The sequence below is a fragment of the Nocardia sp. CC201C genome, from assembly GCF_030010695.1.
Classification (GTDB): Bacteria; Actinomycetota; Actinomycetes; order Mycobacteriales; family Mycobacteriaceae; genus Nocardia; species Nocardia otitidiscaviarum.
The window spans coordinates 13,884-30,919 of record NZ_JASCXP010000027.1; the positions used below are offsets into that span (position 1 = coordinate 13,884).

A 17,036-nucleotide genomic window follows, 5' to 3' on the forward strand; every position below is an offset into this window, starting at 1 on the left:
GTCGCCGGGCGGGCGCACTCCTGTCCGCACCGCTGCGCTTGGGCAGTCTGCGCCAGGGGCGCAGGGTGGGCAAGCGCAGCACCCTCCGCCCCAGCGCGACTCCCCGGTCCTGAACCCCCGATCCTTAGGGCCGCCGGTCTTCGACTCCCAGCGGCCCCGCGATCCCGGGGTTCCGGTCCTGCGGATCGAGCCCCTGGCCGCCGAGTCCGACTATCGAGCCACCACCGGTTCACGAGTACACCGGAGTTCCGCGCTCAGCGGGCCGGATGCACCCTGCGCCAGTGCTCGGCGATATCGATCCGCCGCGCCAACCACACCTTCTCGTGCGACTGCACGTAGTCCAGGAACCGCTCCAGCGCCGCCGCCCGCGCGGGCCGCCCCGCGAGTCGGCAGTGCAGTCCGACGGACAGCATCTTCGGTGCCCCCGCCATCCCCTCGGCGTACAGCACGTCGAACGCGTCCCGCAGATAGGCGTAGAACTCGTCCCCGTTGGCGAATCCGGCCGCCGACGAGAAGCGCATGTCATTGGCTTCCAGCGTGTACGGCAGCACCAGCTGATCGGTGTCGCCGACCCGCACCCAGTACGGCAGGTCGTCGGCGTAGGAGTCGGAGTCGTAGACGAATCCGCCGTGCTCGACGACCAGTTCCCGGGTGTGCGGCGAATCGCGTCCGGTGTACCAGCCGCGCGGCGGTTCACCGAACAGGCGGGTGATGATCTCCACCGCCTCCGCCATATGCTTGCGCTCGGTCTCGCGGTCGATCGTCTGGTAGGAGATCCAGCGCAGCCCGTGGCAGGCGATCTCGTACCCGTTGCGCTGGAACGCCGCCACTGCCTCGGGATTGCGTTCCAGCGCCCGGGCCACCCCGAAGATGGTGAGCGGGATATCGCGCCGTTCGAAGGCGCGCAGCACTCGCCACAGTCCGGCGCGGGAGCCGTACTCGTAGAGCGACTCCATGCTCAGGTGCCGGTCCGGGAACGACTGCGCCGGAACGATATCGGAGAGGAACGTCTCCGATCCCTCGTCGCCGTCCAGGACACAGTTCTCGCCGCCCTCCTCGTAGTTGAGCACGAACTGCACCGCGATATTCGCCTCGCCCGGCCATTGCGGATGCGGCGGGTTGGGGCCGTAGCCGACCATATCCCGCGGGTAGGTGTCGAATTCGGTCACGACAACTCCTCGTATTCGGCCCGCAGCCGTGCGCGGGCATCCTCGGTCAGGGTGCCCACCAGCCGCAGCCGGGCCAGGCCGCCGTCGGGGTAGGCATCCAGGCGCACCTCGGTCACCGCCGCCTCGGAGCCGATGGCGAAGCGGTGCCGGGTGTCGGGGCGCAGCACCGTGCGCGGCAGCAGCTCGACCTCGCCGCCGTCGGCGCGAATTCCGGTGAGGGAGGCCGCGCCCGGGCTGTTGAACACGAAGTAGGAGGTGTCGATCTCGGCCATGGTGAGCACACCCTCCCCGGCCAGCCGTACTCGCACCCAGTCGTTGTCGCGGTTACGGCGGCGCGCGGTCTCCCAGCCGTCACCCATGACCCGCGCCCGGCCGGGCATCAGAATGTTCTGCGGATGTGAGTAGAAGCGGTTGGAGCAGTCGGCCACCAGCCCGCCGTTCTCCAGTGCCGCCAGGTCGAACTGTCCCGAATCCAGCAGCCGCAGATCGGGTTTCGCTTCACCGTGCACGCGCAACCGGGCCACGCCGCCGTCGGGGAACATGCGCAGCCGCACATGCGTCCAACGCTTGCGCGAATCGACGGAGAACGGGTTGCGGCTGTCGCCCTCGACCTTCGCCCGCCGCACCAGGGTGGTCCAGTCGTCCCTGGCGACCAGCTCGTCGGTGGACGGATACCCTTCCACCGCAATGGCCTCGACGGACACCTCGGGCGGGTAGTTGCCCTTGAACCAGGCGGTGTCGACCACCACTCCGTGGATCACGCCGGGCACGCCGAGGCGCACGATGGCGGTATCGCAGTCGTCGCCGTCCGGATGCGCGCCCAGGTCGCCGCGGCGCCGCCGGGTCTCCCAGCCGTCGTAGACCTGTCCCTTGTGGCCGAAGGTGGCGGGGGAGTAGGTGGACTCCTCCGGACGGATGAGATTCTCCTTCTCCGCAAAGGATTCGTCATTGGCCCACACCACGGCGCCGCCGAGGGTGCGCAGGGCCAGATCCGGGAGCAGCGTGAAATCAGGGGTCGTGCCGGTCATAGGGTCGGCATCTTCCTTTCTCGCAGTTGGTGCAGGACGTCGACGGTGGCGCGGGGGACCAGCGCGGTGACCTCGGCGGGGGTGAACGCGCCGCAGTCGAGTCCGCGCAGCACCACGGTGGCCAGCGCCTGTGCGGTGGCGGGCTCGTCCACCACGGCCCCGCCCTGGCGGTCCAGGTAGCGGCCGATGCGCGGTGCGGCGACGCCGAGCGCGGTGCGGTAGAACGCGAAGGTGGCCAGCCAGCGGGTGACCAGATGTCCGGCACCCATATCCCAGCCCTGGTAGTAGCCGCGCTCCAGCGAGCGCGTGACGAGCCGGTAGTGCCGCGAGAGCGCCTCGCGCACTTCGTCGTCGGTGCCCAGCGGCAGCACCTGGGTGGAGCCGTCGCACACCCACACCCCGGTCTGCGCGGCGGCGGCCTGCATGACGGCCTTGGCGTGATCGGCCACCGGATGTTCCAGCGACTGGAACTGCGGTGCGATACCGCAGGCGGCGCTGTAGTCGTAGGTGCCGTAATGCAATCCGGTGCAGCGTCCGGCGGCGCGGTGGATCGCCCGAGCCACCGTGGCGGTGCCGTCGGAGGCGATCACCGCCTGCGGGCTCTCGATCTGGAGCTCGAACTTCAGTGCACCCGAGGGCAATCCGTGCGCGGATTCGATGGCATCGCAGAGCAGGACGGCGGTGTCCACCTGGTCGGCGTCGCGAATCTTGGGAATGGTGAACACGAAACCCGACGGCACCCCGCCCGCCCCGTCGAGCACCCGCTCCAGGGTGCGCACGGCCCGCGCCCACTCCAGGGTGGTCAGACCCTTGATCCGAATGCCGCGCGAGTACACCTGCGGGGGCAGCTCCCGCAGGATCTCCCCGGCGCGCGACGCGTCCCGATCCTCGATCTCGTCGCCGCGGGTGCCGTAGCCGTCCTCGAAATCCAGGCGCAGATCCTGAATCGGCCGCTCCCGCAGCCGGTCCAGCACCAGTTCCACCACGTCGTGCCCGGCCAGTCCGGTCAGCAGTTCGCGATGCTTCTCACCCAGTTCGATGGCCGCCGCGCCCCAGCGGCGCGGCAGGTCGACGGTGGCGTCGGCGGCACCGATGTAGGCGGTGTGGATCGGCTGCCCGGGGCGGTCCCCCGGGTAGTGCCGCGCCAACCGCGCATCAACCGCCTCGAGTCGGGATTCGATCCCAGCCAGCACATCCGGTGGCAGGGTCACAGGCGCTTGTCCTTTCCGTCGGTTCCGAATTCGGCGAGCAGGCCGATATAGCGTTTGGGCAGCGGGGCCGCGAACTCGCCGCGGCCGGATTTGCGCAACCCCATGGTGACCAGCGACTGCACGGTCAGTGTCGCCGCGCCGACCCCGTCCACCACCGGTACGCCCACTTCCTCGGTGAGGTACTCGCACAGATCCGCCATCCCGGCGCAGCCGAGCACGATGGCATCGGACCCGTCGGCGTGCACCGCCTCCCGGCAGGCGTCGGCGATCACGGTGCGCGCCTTGGGATCCTCGAGTTCCAGCACCGGGATCTCACAGGCGTGCACGCCGAGGCAGAACCGCGCCATCCCATAGCGTTCCGCCAGATCATGGGCCCGCCCCGCGGTGCGCGCCAGCGTGGTGACCACGCTGAACCCGCGCCCGAGATGGCTGGCCGCGTGCATGGCTGCCTCGGCGATGCCGATCACCGGTCCGCGCGCCAACTCCCGCGCCGCGTCCAGCCCCGGGTCGCCGAAGCAGGCCAGCACATACCCGTCCACGCCCAGCTGCTCCCCGCGCGCGATCTCGGCCAGCACGCCGGGTACGGCCAACGCCTCGTCGTAATGCGATTCGATGGAGGCTGGACCCATGCTCGGCGTGATCCCCTCCACCACGGTGCCGGGCGCGACCACCGCGCGGGCGGCCTGCTCGATCACCGCCGTCATGGCGGCCGTCGTATTGGGGTTGATCACACGAATGCGCATATCCCTCACCGAGTTTCGGGCGCGGGTAGCTTCAGTGGCCCGCGCGTGGCCAGCAGGTGGTAGCAGACGAGCCCGAGTGCGCAGCCGATGAACCAGCTGTACTGGGCGGCGGTGTACATACCCGTGATATCACCGGAGGTGAGCACCGGGAATACGGCCACCGCCGCGCCGATCGCGGTGGCCAGCACGGCGGCCGGGTTGTATCCCTTGCGGTACCAGTAGGTTCCGGTCTTCGCCATGGTGAACAGGTCGTCGACGATCACCCGCTGCTTGCGCACCAGGTAGTAGTCGGCGATGAGCACGCCGAACAGCGGGCCGATGAACGCGCCCAGGGTCTCCAGCGTGTAGTGGATGACCTCCGGGTTGTTGTACAGGTTCCACGGCGTGATGAGCACCGAACCGACGGCCGCGATCATGCCGCCCGCCCGCCAGCTGATGCGCTGCGGATCGACGTTGGAGAAGTCGAAGGCGGGGGAGATGAAGTTGGCGACGATATTGATGCCGATGGTGGCGATGCTGAAGGTGAGCGCGCCCAGCACGATCGCGAAGGTGTTGTCGATGCGGGCCACGGTCGCGACCGGGTCGGTGATGAGTTCGCCGTACACCGGCAGCGTCAACCCGGCGGTGATCACCACGAGCAGCGAGAACACCAGGAAGTTCAGCGGCAGGCCCAGCAGGTTGCCGCGCTTGACGGCGGCGAAGCTGCGGCCGTAGCGCGAGAAGTCGCCGAAGTTGAGCATCGGTCCGGAGAAGTACGACACCACCAGCGCGATCGCGCCCAGCATGACCGGCACCGCCTCCCAGCCGGACAGCGTGACCGCGCCCAGGTTCAGGTCGATGGCGCTCCACCCGGCCTTCCAGATGAGGTAACCGCACAACACGAACATGACCACGTAGACGGCCGGGCCGCAGAAGTCGATGAACTTGCGAATGGACTCCATGCCGCGCCAGAACACCGCCGCCTGCAACACCCACAGCAGCAGGAAGCTGCCCCAGCCCAGGGCGGACAGGCCCGCGAAGCCGTAATCCCCGACCACCGCGTACGGGGCAAGTCCCGGGAACAGTTTGATCAGCACCACGTCCAGGGCCGCCGAGGCCAGGAAGGTCTGGATGCCGTACCAGGCAACCGCGATCAGGCCGCGGATGATGGCCGGGATATTCGCGCCGAGCACGCCGAAGGCGCTGCGACAGATCACCGGGTAGGGCACGCCGGTGATCTGGCTGGGCTTGGCGACCAGATTGCACAGCCCGTACACGATGGTGATGCCGACGACCAGCGCCACCAGCACCTGCCAGCTGTGCAGACCGAGGGCGAACAGGCTGCCCGCGGTGACGTATCCGCCGACGCTGTGCACGTCCGACATCCAGAACGCGAAGATGTTGTAGGTGCTCCAGGTCTGGTTTTTCAGCGGGGCGAGATCCTCGTTGGTGAGTCGGGGATCGTATGCCGGCGCGGTGGTCGCCGGGGCCGCCTCGGTCCTCGGCGACACAACAGTGTCGGTCATGGTCGCACATCCGATCGTGAAGTCCCGCTCACGGGCGGGAAAAGGCATTTGCGCGACGCTATCGAGTGGGTATTGCCCGGGTGTTGCGAAAACTATATATCTTTTACGGCGTCCGAATCGGCGGCCAGCAAGCCGCTGGTCGTCGGCAGCTGATCCAGCACCCCGGTCATGCGCGCATGGTGCTGCGCGGTTGCCGCCAGCAACGCCTCGGCATCGCGGGCCAGGAAGGCGTCCAGCTGCCGTCGGTGGTCGGCGTGCAGCACCACCCGATCGGCGGTGGTCACGTGCACCATGGGCTGCACCGGCTCGGTGATGTTCCAGGCGTACTCCAACATGTGTACCAGGCGCGGCATCCCCGACGGCCGCACCAGGGCGAGGTGGAATTCCCTGGTCTCGCGGTGGTAGGCGACCGCGTTCTCGGTGAGCACCGCCCGCTCCATGCGGTCGTGCGACTCCCGCGCCGCCCGGTGGTCCGCGGCGGTGGCGCGCGGAACCGCCGCCAGCAGCGCCGTGGACTCCAGGCGTTCGCGCACCAGGTACAGCTCCCGCAACTCCGCGGCGGTCAACTGCGTGACGCGATACCCGAGGTTCGGCTTGTGCTCGATGAGCCCCTCACCGATCAGGGTTTGCAGTGATTCGCGCACCGGAATCGCGCTGGTTCCGAACTCCCGCGCCAGCTCTCCGAGCGGCATCCCGGTGCCGGGCGGCAGGTTTCCCTCCAGGATCAGCCGGCGCAACTCGTTCAGCACCTCGTGCTGCGCGTAGCCGCGCCGCGCGTCGTGCGGCGGGGTGAGCTGCGGCAATCGCGGGAGGCGGGGGCGAGGTGGCACCCCGCAACGGTAGCCGTCACCGTGCCCGCCGCTGTGGTCGGCCGCGTACTCGCACGGCGTAGTCGCGTGCGCCCGTTCGCGCACCCGGCCGCCCGTTCCGGCGGACGCGGGCGTCGTCGCCGGGGGCCGGTGGTAGGCCGTGCTCTCGGGTCGGTTGTGCTGCCGGCGGCCGACCCGGTCCATGATGAGCGAGTTGGTCGACGGCGCGGCGCGCGTCTACGACCTGATCGTTCAGGGTTACTCAGCGGGTCGTGGTGGCGGTGAGGTCGTCGAGCAGGATCATGACCTCGCCCTGCTGCTTGACCACGTGCACGAGTCGCACCCGCAGGCCCGTCAGGCTGGCGTCCGTCATAGGCGGCACCTCGAGTTCCACATGCTGCCACTCGCCGCTCGCGGGCACATTGGTGAACTGCGCTCGCGCCGCGCCCTGCACGGATTCCAGCCGGGCGTCCACGCGGATGGCGGCGTGCGGGGAACGCACCCACAACCGCAGGGCGGTGAGCTCACCCGCGATGGTGAACGGCCGACCGGCCCTGGCGACCAGGTCCACCTCGAAGTCGTCGGCGGCCCGGCGGATCAAGAGCACCAGCGCCCGGTAGTCGCGTCCGGCGGCGCCGTCGGCGAAGGATGCCAACTCCTTGTTGGGCGCTCCCTCCGCGAAGGTGGTCAGATGCGTCCGCTCCGCGCCCGCACCGCCGAGTTCCCAGTTGCCCTTGTCCTCGAAGTCGTCCAGGAGCACCTCGACCGATGCTTCCGACATCCCCGCCGTCCCTTCGTTATTCGTGCCCGGTGGACCGCTGCGGCCCGCCGAGAACCCTAGCGGTCCGCGTCGGCGCCCGCGCACTGATCGCGTCTTCGACCACGGGCGGTCACCACCCGTTCACGTCCGGGTCCGATGAATATCGGTGACGCACGCCGTCACTACGGATAATCGTCCGTCCGAACCGGGAGTTACCTGTGAAAACCGAACTGATCCGGCGCTGGGGGCGCGACGAGCGCCTGTCCCTGGCGGAACTTCCTCGCCGGGCTCAGCGCCGAGGACTGGGACCGCGCCTCCCTCGGTGATCTCCTGCTCGCCGCCACCGGCCGCCTCGAACCGCGCGCGCTGTCCCCGGCATAGCCAGCGGGAGCCTGAAAGTCTCGGCGTCCGAACCGAACTCTCGCGGTTCCGTGTTGATGTCGTGCGGGTCACTCGTCATGGCGAGGACAGTCAGGCGAGTTGCAGTGCCAGCGCGGCCACCGCGAGCGCCAGATAGGGCAGCGGGTAGCCGACGTCCGACCACGCGCGGGCACGCACTACGGTCGCGAGTGCCAGTACGAAGTACACCGCCAAACCGGCGGCCGCCGCTAGTGCCAGAGGCTGCGCTGCCAAGCCGATCAGCAGCCCCACTCCGCCCACGGCCTTGGCGCCCGCCAACCCCGGCAGCCAGTTGCGCGGCACGCCGTAGCGGGCCATGTTGCCTGCTACCCAGTCGGTCCGGATTATGTCGATACCGGCCGCGACGAGTGCTGCCAGGGCCGCCAGTGCGGACACGATGATGGCTGCGGTAGACATGGGACATCTCCTCGGTTCGCTGCTCTCCCCGATGAAAGGGACTCGTGCAGTAGACGAACGAGCGTGAGGAAAGGTGACCGATGTCCGATCGAGGCGAGCTGGCGAGGCAGTTCGAAGCACAGCGCCCGCACCTGTGCGCCGTCGGCTATCGCATGCTCGGCTCATGGGCCGCGGCGGAGGACGCGGTCCAGGACACGTGGTTGCGCCTGCACCGCACCGACCCCGCCGAGGTGGCGAACCTACCCGCCTGGCTGACCACGGTGATCTCGCGAATCTGCCTGGACCACTTGCGTTCCCGCGCCGCCCATCCCGACCGCCCACTCGACGACGTTTCCTCCGACCTACGGGACACCACCCACGACCCGGAACAGGCGGCGGTGCGGGCGGACTCGGTCAGCCGTGCCCTGCTGGTGGTGCTGGATCGGCTGTCGCCCGCCGAACGGGTGGCTTTCGTGCTGCACGACGTCTTCGCGGTGCCGTTCGACCAGATCGCCGCGGTCGTCGACCGCACACCGGCGGCCGCCAAACAGCTCGCCAGCCGCGCCCGTCGACGCGTCCGGGGCAACCCCGCGGTTTCCAGCGTGGATCTCGCCCGGCACCGCCGCGTGGTCGAGGCGTTCCTGGACGCCGCCCATACCGGCGATGTCGAAGCGCTGCTCGAGATCCTGGCTCCCGACGTTGTCCGCCGCGCCGACGCCGCGGCCGTTCCCACCGGCACCCCGCTCACCGCGCACGGCATCACCCGCGTCACCGAGGATATCGCCCGATTCGGCCGTCGCGCCGCGTTCGCCGAACCCGCCCTCATCGACGGAACGGTCGGCGCCGTGGTCGCTCCGCGAGGTCGCCTCACCCTGGTCCTGCGCTTCCAGGTCGAAGGGACTCACATCACCGAATACGAAGTGATCGCCGAGCCCGACCGGCTGCGCGGCTTGGACATCGCCGTACTCGCCTGAGCATCCGCCGCGTTTCTCGAACATATGTTCTATCGTGCGGTAGGCTGTGTCAGGTGACCACACATTCGACCGCGCTGGCGCCGAATGCTCCAGCACCAGGATGGCCGGACCTGGCCGATGTCGACCTGCTGCGCACCCTCGTCGAAACCGAACGCCGCCGGAGGCGACTGGACGCCGCCATGCGCGCCGCCGTCGCCGAGGCCGAGCGCCGTGGGCTCGCCGCGGATACCGGCTATCGGGACACCGTGGAGTTGCTGACCGATCTGTTGCGCATCAGTGCGACCGAAGCGCGTCGGCGCATCGAGTACGCGGCTCCGCAGGTTCGTTCGCGTTCCAGAAAGGTGTGGCGGGTGCTGGCGACCGCAGGCTGAGGTGGCCGCCGGGTGCGCGGAATGCCACGGCGGATTTCCGCCGGTGCCGTGTGGTGCTAGGTTGGGCCTGGCGGGGTGCACGGTCATCGTGACCGGGCGCTCGGAGCAAGCGGCGGTAGCCGCGGCGCGGCGGCTCTGACCATCACCCTGTCGAAGGTCCTCGCGGACACCGGCATCACGGGCGTCTCCGTCGATCCGGGTTTCGTGCAGACCGACTTCTCACCCATCAACCGCGCCCAAGCGCCACTCACCGCCGCACAGGGCGCCGAACCGGTGGTGGCGGCCGCGATGCGGACAATCGACGCCGCCTCCGGCTCGTTCGTGAGCCGTGACGGAATGGTGCCGTGGTGACAATAGGCATCGACGAAACGATCGAGACCCCGCATTTGGGGGCAGCCGAATTCGACTGCCCCACCATACGATTCAGCCATGATCCGCCGAACCCGAACACTGCGCATAACTGTCGCCACCCTCGCCGTCGCCACCGGAATCGTCACCGCGGCCGGTTCCGCCACCGCGGAAACCACCGGCACCGGCAGCAGTTCCATCGGCACCGGTTCCGCCGACGTGATGCAGAACCTCCTCACCTCGCTCGCCTGTGCCGTGGGCGCCATGTCCTGTCCCATCGTCATACCGAATTGATCGTGGGCGCGATGGGTGAGAACGTCCAGTCGGTGTCGCCGAGCCGGACCCTATCCTGTAGACGCGCATTGCGTGTCGGGTCCGGCAGGAAGGAGTCGATATGGCCGACCTGGATCGTGGGCAGCTCGTCGAACTCGTCGCGCGCATAGCGAATGCCGAAGGTAGCGATGAACAGTTGGACGAATGGCTCACTCGGCTGACGAATACGCTGGCGGACCCACGTATTTCCGACTACATCTTCTGGGACTTCTCCGAGCCTCCCCTGACCCCCGAGCAGATTGTGGATAGAGCGCTGGCGTACCGGCCGATCGAGCTGGGTGGCCCGGAGTAGCCTGAGAATCGACCGCGCTGACTTGGCCGCTGACCGAATGTGCCGAGGTGGCCGAGGGGAACGCCGGGCGGTGCTGTGCCAGGAGAGGGGTGCTCTGCTACCTCACGTAGTAGGTCGCTAGCATCGTCGCTGTGCCGGACAAGAGACGACTGACTCTGGTGGGTGCCGTGGTGTCGGCGGCGGCCGCGATGTTGCTGCTGCTCGGTTGGCTGGCGTGGGGGCGCGGGTCCGGGTATGGGGTCGACGACAATCCGGGCTATGTGCTGTTGTTCCCGGTGTTCGCGGGATTCTTCCTGTGGGGGCTGGTCCGGTTCCGGGCGATGGAGCGGGATGCGGCGCTGGCCGAAGGAAATCCCTTGTCGGGCAAAGAGATTCGAGAAATTCCTGCCGGGCTGCTGCCCGCGCGCGATGCGGCCGCGAGCGATACCGATCGCGCGATGGACGCGTACAACCGGTATCTGGCCGAACTCAATGCGCGCGAGCTGCAACACCATTTGCGGGCAGCGGGTTTGGACGTCTTCGCGGGCGACCGGAAGTAGGGCGCAGCGCTAGCCGGCGCGCCGGTCGTAGCGGGTGCGCGCGCGGTCGTGGGCGGTGCGGAGCAGTTCGCGCACCGTGGCCTCGGTGCGCGGGCCCGGGTTCACCACCGCCAGCCATGCGGCGCTGGTGTACACGGGGTGGGGTAGGACCGTATCGGCAACGCTGGCGTCGACCTCGGGGGCTTCGCGTGGGGAATGGCCGGTCGATTGCATGAAGGCGTCCTTTCCGGCGCTGATGTTCACGCGGAAGGTGTCCGGCCGGTGCAGCTGTGACGCGGTGTCGTCGGGATAGTCCTTGGTCACGATGGTGGCGAAGGGCTGGGTGGTGGTCGGCACCTGCCCGTCGGGGGCGTAGTAGAAGAACGCGTCGCCCCACGCGATCTCGGGCGTGCCGTCGCCGGGCTGCGGCTTCAGGGCCAGCACGCCGCCGAGGCTTTCGATGTAGGCGATGATCTCGTCGATGCTCATGGTTACAGCGTGGCATTGAAGCGCTTGTGTAGAGTTTTCGGTAATGAGTGCAGGTGAGGGCGGTGTAAGTCGCAACTCGGCGGGTCTGCGTACCGCTGCGGTGGCACGGTTGGCCGGGTACTCCGTGCAGCAGGTGCGCAACCTCGAACGCGACGGGGTGCTGCCGCCTGCGCGGCGCACGCCCACCGGGTACCGGGTCTACGACGACACGCATGTGCGTGCCGCCCGCTCCTATCGGGCGTTGGCGGCGGGTGCGGGTCCGGTCGAGGCCAAGGTCATCATGCGGGCGGTGCACGCGGTGCCGCCATCGGAGCCCCTCGCGCTGCTGGACGCCGCGCACGCGCGACTCGATCGGGAACGCCGCGATCTCGCGTTGGCGCAGGCGGCGGTTCGCGCCATCGCCGACGAGTCCATCGACGACGTGCGTGCCACCGACGCCATGAGCATCTCGGAGTTGGCCGAGGCGCTCGGCGTGCGACCGTCGACGCTGCGGCATTGGGAGGCAATGGGTTTGGTGACTCCGGGGCGCGGCTCGACCGGTGCGGCGCGCAGCTACCGGCCCGGCGATGTCCGGGACGCGCGCATCGTGCACCAGCTGCGGCTGGCGGGCTACCGCATCGCCCCGCTCCAGTCGCTCATGCCGCAACTGCGCGGGGCGCGCCGCTGGGCCGAGGTGCTGGCCGGGCTGTCCGCCCGGGACGCGGATATCACGGCGCGCTCCCGCGCCCTGCTCACGGCGGCCGCCGAACTCGACGCACTCCTGCCGCCGATCGGTACCGCACAGGACGTTCGGTAGATATGGCCGGGCCGTGCACGGCGTGCCGCTGCAAGGAGACTCGGCGTCGGCCATGAGTGCGCTGCATCGTCGGGCCCAGGCTGCCGCCGCCGGTACCGCGAAGATCAGTAGCTCGCAAGGCCACCGGCGGGATTGCGCCGGGCGACGTTGCGGCGCAGTAGCTTGTGGGTCGTCGAGCGCGTGATGCGATGGTTCCGGCCGGTTGTGAGCGGTGCACATCCGCGTCAGCCCCTGCTGGCCTCCTGCCGACTCTCGCGGGCGAAACGACCGGGGGCCAATCCTTTCCAGGTGCGGAAGGCGGTGGAGAAGGCAGACATGCTGGAGTACCCCAGCCGCTGCGCCACCGTGTCGACGGTGAACCCCTGGGCGAGCAGTTCCTCGGCGAGCATGCCGGTGGTCTCGTGGCTCAGGGCGCGAAAGCTGGTGCCCTCGTCGGCGAGTCGGCGGCGCAGGGTGCGGACGCTGATGTTCAGGTCGGCCGCCACCTCCGTCTGGCCCGCGAGTCCGCCCCGGTAGACGAGCAGTTCGCGCACCTGCCCGCTGAGGCCGGTGCGCGCGTGCCGCTTCTGGATGGTCTCGACACAGAGCCGCTCGTACTGCGCGCGCAGCAGCGGATGGGCCTGCGGCATGGGGTGGCGCAGGTCGGCGGCGTCGAGGACGAGCGCGGTGCGGTCGGCGTCGAACCGGATCTCGGGCACGTTCAGCAGCGTGCCGACCGCCTCGTAGACGGGGGAGTAGCCGAGGATGACATCCAGCCGCTGCACGGGCACATCCCAGCTCAACAGCTCCCGCTGCACCGTGCGGATCAGCGTGAGATCGCGTTCGATCGCGAACCGCCGCACCTGCTCGGGAACGTTCGAGGCGTCCATGCTCACCAGTACCTGCGCCCCGGACGTCTCCAGCGCGTACCGCACATACGCGAACGACAGATCCGCGAAGCGCGTCCACATCTCCACCATCTCCCGCACGGTCGCGCACGCGCTCAACGCCACCCCGAGATTCCCGATCACCGGCAGATGCACCGCCATTCCGGCGATCAGCCCCAGCCCCGGCTCGTCCCCGGTCACATCCAGAATGTTGCGGATGATCCGGAACTCCTGATCGAGGTCGATCTCCACCGTCGGATCGGTGAGCTCCGCCTCCTCGATCCCCGTCCCCGCCAACGCGACCGCTCCCGCGATCTCCCGCTCCACCGCGAAGTCGACCAACAGCGCCGCGCTGACCGTCGAGCGCACATACCAAGGGTCCCTGGCCATACCGAGAATCATCGCAACCCGAACCCACCCGCATCCCCCGAATCGAAGACCACGACCTGGTTGCTTCGGTTACGCTGCGGTCGCGGCTCAGGATCGAAGGAGCGCCACCGTGCACATCGTCATCACCGCCCTCCCGGCCACCGCCGCTACTCCGCACATCGAGATCGCTGTCATCGCAGCCGCGTCGGTACCCGTTGTGGGAGCGATTCTTTCGGCCCCACCCCTGCGCGGCCGCCGTCCCGCCGGTATCGGACGAAGTCACCTGCTCGCCCAACTCTTCGCCGCCCTGGGCGCACTCACCTACATCGCCGCCGTCCTGCTCGGCGTCTTCACCGACGACGCGCAGACGGAGGTCATCTTCACCGCCCTGGTCGGCGCCACCTGCGGCGTGGTCGCCCTCCTGGTCGCCCGCCGCACCGGGGTCGACCACCGGTTCCTGCTCGACGCGGCCGCGACGGCCCCGCAATCCGACCTCCCGGCCCGCTACGCCCTCATCGACACCCTGATCGCCGGTATCGCCGACCGCGGCGTCCAGGACCGAGTACGCGCCGACGCCGCCCAACGCCTGGTGGGCTCCATCACCACCGACTCCGAACCACTGGACGCCGCAGCTGCCGTCCCGGTCAGCCCCGCGAAGCCCCTCCCGACATCCGATTCCTGATCGGTTCGCCCCGTCTGCCGCATCCAGACACGAGCGCATCCACATGCCTTCCGCCTGCGATCGCGGGCGGCCTAGCCTGGAGGTATGACCGGTAGGGGCGGGTGCGAGTGTGGTGCGGCGGCACCGTGTGTCGACACCTGGTATGAGGCGCTCGCGCAGGAGCACCAGGATCCCGAGATGGCGGCGTGGCATGCGCCGTTGGTCTGCACCTTCGTGTTGCAGCACCCGTCCCGGAACCGGGAGCGGTTCGCGGATGTCCAGTTCCGGCTGTTGCAGTTCTTCCTCGATCGAGGAGTGGTGGCGACGAACCGGCTGGCGCGGTATCAGGTGGCGCGCAACAAGAGTGGCGGGCCGGGATACGACATGACGCCGCTGGATCCGTATCACGCGCTACCGCAAAGGGTTTCGCCACCAGGCTTCGCTCTCGGTGTCGCAGACCTCAGGGATGCCGACGGCGGGTTCGTCGGCGACGGTCACGTGGCCTACGGTGAGCGCATGCGGCAGGTCGCCGATGCGACCGTCGCGGGCTACCTCGCGTCGGACGGTTGAGTCGAGGGATGGCGACGTTCGACGCGCTGATGCATCAGCTTCTTGCGGAGCTCTTGGTACAGCTCCAGGCCGAGAGCACGTCGGAGGCGTTCCATGCCAGATCGACGGTTTCGGCGACAGATTACTCGGTGCCGGCCAGGGACACGACGACCAAACCCGTCCTACGCGGGTCGCGGAACTCCTGGACCAGCCGCGACTTTCCGACCTGCCGCCGCCCTCGGATAGCGACGGCAATCCCTCGGCGGGACTCCGCGATTCGTTGCAGGCGAGTACGCAGCAGCCCCAGCTCGACACTCCACCCAACGAAACCGGACACCGTTACGCCTCGCCTGGCCGTATCTATGTAGATGATATCTACGTAGATAGCACCTACGCACTTGGTGTGCGCGCTGGCATGGCTGCTGGCACTGCGAACCGACCGGACCCTAGGCTCGACACCATGCCGCGCTTGCTGATCATCCACCACACGCCGTCCCCGTTCATGCAGGCGATGTTCGAAGCGGTGGTCTCCGGTGCGACCGATCCCGACATCGCGGGGGTGGAGGTCGTGCGCCGGGCGGCGCTGGCCGTCTCACCGACGGATGTCCTGGAAGCCGATGGCTACCTCCTCGGCACCCCGGCAAACCTCGGTTACATGAGCGGCGCACTCAAGCACGCGTTCGACGTCGTCTACTACCCCTGCCTCGATTCGACCCGAGGCCGTCCCTTCGGGTGCTACCTGCACGGCAACGAGGGCACGGAGGGGGCGGAGAAGGGCGTCACCTCGATCACGACCGGACTCGGGTGGACGAAAGCCGCTGAGTACGTGGTGGTATCGGGCAAACCGTCCAAGGATGCGCTCGAAGCGTGCTGGGAACTCGGTGCGACCGTGGCGGCGCAGCTCATGGAGTGAACGCGACCGGAGCTCACCCCGCCTCGAGGCGGCGCTCCAGTTCGGCCGTGACCAGCTCGCGCGCCGCGTCGCAGAAGAGGGTGATCGCCGAGTTCGTAGCCCGTGCACGGCAAACGTCCGTTCGCCAACCGCACAGCCGTTCGCGGGGGCTCGCGCGTCGTCGGGTCGAGGTCCAGTTCGCCCCCCGATTTCTGGTGGCTGACATACCTGGCGGAAATACGGTCATACTGCTCACCGGGGTACATCGGGATTGGGAAGAGGTGAAGGGTCGCCGTGGAGGCGCAGGAGTCGAGGCCACGCCGGATCGGGTTGGTCGAGGATCACGAGTCGGTGGCGATCGGGTTGGCGGCCATGTTGGCGCCGGAGCCCGATCTGGAATTGGTGATCACGGCGGGTACGGTGCCGGAGTTGCTGGCGGCGGCGCCGGAGCTGGATCTGGTGGTGCTGGATCTGCGGCTGGCGGACGGGTCCTCACCCGAGGACAATGTGCTGGCGCTGCGGGAGAGCGGTGTCGAGGTGCTGGTGTTCACCGGTGCGGACAACGCGTTCCTGGTGCGGGCCGCCGCGCGCGCGGGAGTGCTCGGCGTGGTCCGCAAGTCCGAGGATGTGCCCACCGTGGTGGCGGCCGTGCGCCGTGCCGCGCACAAGGAGCTGGTGGTGACCACCGACTGGGCCGCCGCCATCGACGGCGACCCCAAACTCCAGGACGTGGGCCTGAGCCCGCGGCAGCAGGAGGTGCTGCAGCTCTACGCCTCCGGTGAGAAGGCGTCGCGCGTGGCCCGGCTGACCGGGCTGTCCGAGCAGACCGTCAACGACTATCTGGGCCGTATCCGGCAGAAGTACGCCGATGCCGGACGTCCCGCGCACACCAAGACCGACCTGTACAAGCGGGCCGTCGAGGACGGCTGGCTGCCCATGCCGGAACGCGACACGAACGCATGACCGCGTCCAGCGCGCTGGACTCCCCGCCCGCCGAGGCCGCCGCCATGTCGTGGACCGCTGCGCTGCGGCGATTGCGGGGAGCGCTCGATACGGCCGACGGCAGGACGACGGCCGCCTCCGACCGGATCATGCGTCGCCTCGGCATCTCCCTCGGCATCGGCGGGGTCATCATCGGCCTGTTCGAGGTGCCGGAGATTGCCGACCACGGGCGGTTCGTCCCGTTCTGGTGGACAATTACCGCGGCCCTGCTGACCTTCGGATTCTTCCCGGTCCTGGCCCTGGTGGCGACGCTGACCGGGCAGCGGCCGATCAAAATCGTCTCCGCGTGCGCCGCACTGAGTTTCCTGGTGGTGGTCGCCAGCGTGCCCGCCGTCTTCGAGCCGGACACCGTGAACGCCTCCACCATCTGGCCGTTCCGGGTGCTCGTCATCGCGGTGACGGCGGCGGTGCTGGCGTTCCCCACCCGCTGGGCGATCGTCTACATGATCGTCGCGTCGGCGGTGGCCGCCACCGCCAATGTCTATACGCTGGCCGATTTCACGGCCGCGCTGTTCATCGAGAACTTCCTGCGCGCGGCCGGGCTCGCGGCGCTGTT

General features: G+C 68.9%; 21 protein-coding genes and 1 pseudogene. 12 read left to right on the forward strand and 10 right to left on the reverse strand.

Translation table 11 applies throughout. The features are described 5' to 3' along the window. Nucleotides 1-254 precede the first annotated feature (254 nt). From puuE to QK444_RS05210, 8 genes are all read right to left on the reverse strand, one after another. Nucleotides 255-1,139, reverse strand: a complete 885-nt coding sequence (gene puuE, locus QK444_RS05175) for an allantoinase PuuE (RefSeq protein ID WP_282777630.1) — start codon at nt 1,137-1,139, stop codon at nt 255-257. Between the two features lie 26 nt (nt 1,140-1,165). Beyond that, nucleotides 1,166-2,197, reverse strand: a complete 1,032-nt coding sequence (gene alc / locus QK444_RS05180) for an allantoicase (RefSeq protein ID WP_282777567.1) — start codon at nt 2,195-2,197, stop codon at nt 1,166-1,168. Next, nucleotides 2,194-3,408 (reverse strand): aldolase/citrate lyase family protein, encoded by a 1,215-nt coding sequence (locus QK444_RS05185; protein WP_282777569.1) that lies wholly within the window; start codon nt 3,406-3,408, stop codon nt 2,194-2,196. Before QK444_RS05185 ends, alc begins: the two co-directional genes overlap by 4 nt. Continuing rightward, nucleotides 3,405-4,151, reverse strand: a complete 747-nt coding sequence (locus QK444_RS05190; RefSeq protein WP_282777571.1) for an aspartate/glutamate racemase family protein — start codon at nt 4,149-4,151, stop codon at nt 3,405-3,407. The genes QK444_RS05185 and QK444_RS05190 overlap by 4 nt, the downstream gene beginning before the upstream one ends. Nucleotides 4,152-4,156: 5 nt before the next feature. Next, nucleotides 4,157-5,656, reverse strand: coding sequence for an NCS1 family nucleobase:cation symporter-1 (locus QK444_RS05195; protein WP_282777573.1), 1,500 nt, complete (start codon nt 5,654-5,656; stop codon nt 4,157-4,159). A gap of 92 nt (nt 5,657-5,748) precedes the next feature. Beyond that, nucleotides 5,749-6,486: a GntR family transcriptional regulator gene (locus QK444_RS05200; protein ID WP_282777574.1), complete on the reverse strand. Its 738-nt coding sequence runs from the start codon at nt 6,484-6,486 to the stop codon at nt 5,749-5,751. Between the two features lie 241 nt (nt 6,487-6,727). Continuing rightward, on the reverse strand, nt 6,728-7,246 hold the full coding sequence (locus QK444_RS05205; protein ID WP_282777576.1) for a hypothetical protein: 519 nt from the start codon (nt 7,244-7,246) through the stop codon (nt 6,728-6,730). 450 nt (nt 7,247-7,696) lie between these two features. After that, on the reverse strand, nt 7,697-8,041 hold the full coding sequence (locus tag QK444_RS05210) for a DoxX family protein (RefSeq protein WP_282777578.1): 345 nt from the start codon (nt 8,039-8,041) through the stop codon (nt 7,697-7,699). Between the two features lie 80 nt (nt 8,042-8,121). Between QK444_RS05210 and QK444_RS05215 the strand changes: the two genes are divergently transcribed. The 6 genes from QK444_RS05215 (at nt 8,122) to QK444_RS05240 (ending at nt 10,877) form a co-directional block, all read left to right on the forward strand. Next, a complete protein-coding gene (locus QK444_RS05215; RefSeq protein ID WP_282777580.1) occupies nt 8,122-8,994 on the forward strand; it encodes a sigma-70 family RNA polymerase sigma factor in 873 nt (290 codons plus the stop codon). Nucleotides 8,995-9,047: 53 nt separating this feature from the next. Continuing rightward, nucleotides 9,048-9,365: a DUF222 domain-containing protein gene (locus QK444_RS05220; RefSeq protein ID WP_235204425.1), complete on the forward strand. Its 318-nt coding sequence runs from the start codon at nt 9,048-9,050 to the stop codon at nt 9,363-9,365. Between the two features lie 75 nt (nt 9,366-9,440). After that, nucleotides 9,441-9,716: a hypothetical protein gene (locus tag QK444_RS05225; RefSeq protein WP_282777603.1), complete on the forward strand. Its 276-nt coding sequence runs from the start codon at nt 9,441-9,443 to the stop codon at nt 9,714-9,716. A gap of 78 nt (nt 9,717-9,794) precedes the next feature. Continuing rightward, nucleotides 9,795-10,007, forward strand: coding sequence for a hypothetical protein (locus tag QK444_RS05230; RefSeq protein WP_282777605.1), 213 nt, complete (start codon nt 9,795-9,797; stop codon nt 10,005-10,007). A gap of 100 nt (nt 10,008-10,107) precedes the next feature. Beyond that, nucleotides 10,108-10,338 carry a hypothetical protein gene (locus QK444_RS05235; RefSeq protein WP_282777607.1) on the forward strand — a complete coding sequence of 77 codons (231 nt, stop codon included), beginning with the start codon at nt 10,108-10,110 and terminating at the stop codon, nt 10,336-10,338. Nucleotides 10,339-10,496: 158 nt separating this feature from the next. After that, nucleotides 10,497-10,877 carry a transcriptional regulator gene (locus QK444_RS05240; RefSeq protein ID WP_282777609.1) on the forward strand — a complete coding sequence of 127 codons (381 nt, stop codon included), beginning with the start codon at nt 10,497-10,499 and terminating at the stop codon, nt 10,875-10,877. A 9-nt stretch (nt 10,878-10,886) separates the two neighbouring features. On the opposite strand, the gene QK444_RS05245 is transcribed toward QK444_RS05240, so the two are convergent. Beyond that, entirely contained in the window at nt 10,887-11,345 is a 459-nt protein-coding gene (locus tag QK444_RS05245; protein ID WP_282777611.1) for a DUF6194 family protein, read from the reverse strand. Between the two features lie 43 nt (nt 11,346-11,388). Between QK444_RS05245 and QK444_RS05250 the strand changes: the two genes are divergently transcribed. After that, nucleotides 11,389-12,141: a MerR family transcriptional regulator gene (locus tag QK444_RS05250; protein ID WP_282777613.1), complete on the forward strand. Its 753-nt coding sequence runs from the start codon at nt 11,389-11,391 to the stop codon at nt 12,139-12,141. A gap of 224 nt (nt 12,142-12,365) precedes the next feature. On the opposite strand, the gene QK444_RS05255 is transcribed toward QK444_RS05250, so the two are convergent. Beyond that, the gene (locus QK444_RS05255) at nt 12,366-13,397 is read right to left on the reverse strand and encodes an AraC family transcriptional regulator (protein WP_282777615.1); all 1,032 of its coding nucleotides are present in this window, start codon (nt 13,395-13,397) and stop codon (nt 12,366-12,368) included. A 109-nt stretch (nt 13,398-13,506) separates the two neighbouring features. Here QK444_RS05255 and QK444_RS05260 point away from each other — a divergent pair, with 109 nt between their 5' ends. From QK444_RS05260 to QK444_RS05280, 5 genes and pseudogenes are all read left to right on the forward strand, one after another. Continuing rightward, a complete protein-coding gene (locus QK444_RS05260) occupies nt 13,507-14,058 on the forward strand; it encodes a hypothetical protein (protein ID WP_282777617.1) in 552 nt (183 codons plus the stop codon). Between the two features lie 84 nt (nt 14,059-14,142). Beyond that, nucleotides 14,143-14,607 (forward strand): DUF5946 family protein, encoded by a 465-nt coding sequence (locus tag QK444_RS05265; protein WP_282777619.1) that lies wholly within the window; start codon nt 14,143-14,145, stop codon nt 14,605-14,607. Between the two features lie 439 nt (nt 14,608-15,046). Next, nucleotides 15,047-15,499, forward strand: a complete 453-nt coding sequence (locus QK444_RS05270; RefSeq protein ID WP_282777621.1) for an NAD(P)H-dependent oxidoreductase — start codon at nt 15,047-15,049, stop codon at nt 15,497-15,499. Between the two features lie 273 nt (nt 15,500-15,772). Beyond that, the gene (locus QK444_RS05275; RefSeq protein WP_282777623.1) at nt 15,773-16,441 is read left to right on the forward strand and encodes a response regulator transcription factor; all 669 of its coding nucleotides are present in this window, start codon (nt 15,773-15,775) and stop codon (nt 16,439-16,441) included. After that, nucleotides 16,438-17,036, forward strand: a pseudogene (locus QK444_RS05280) (ATP-binding protein); the annotation flags it as partial. The gene QK444_RS05275 and the pseudogene QK444_RS05280, both read left to right, overlap by 4 nt.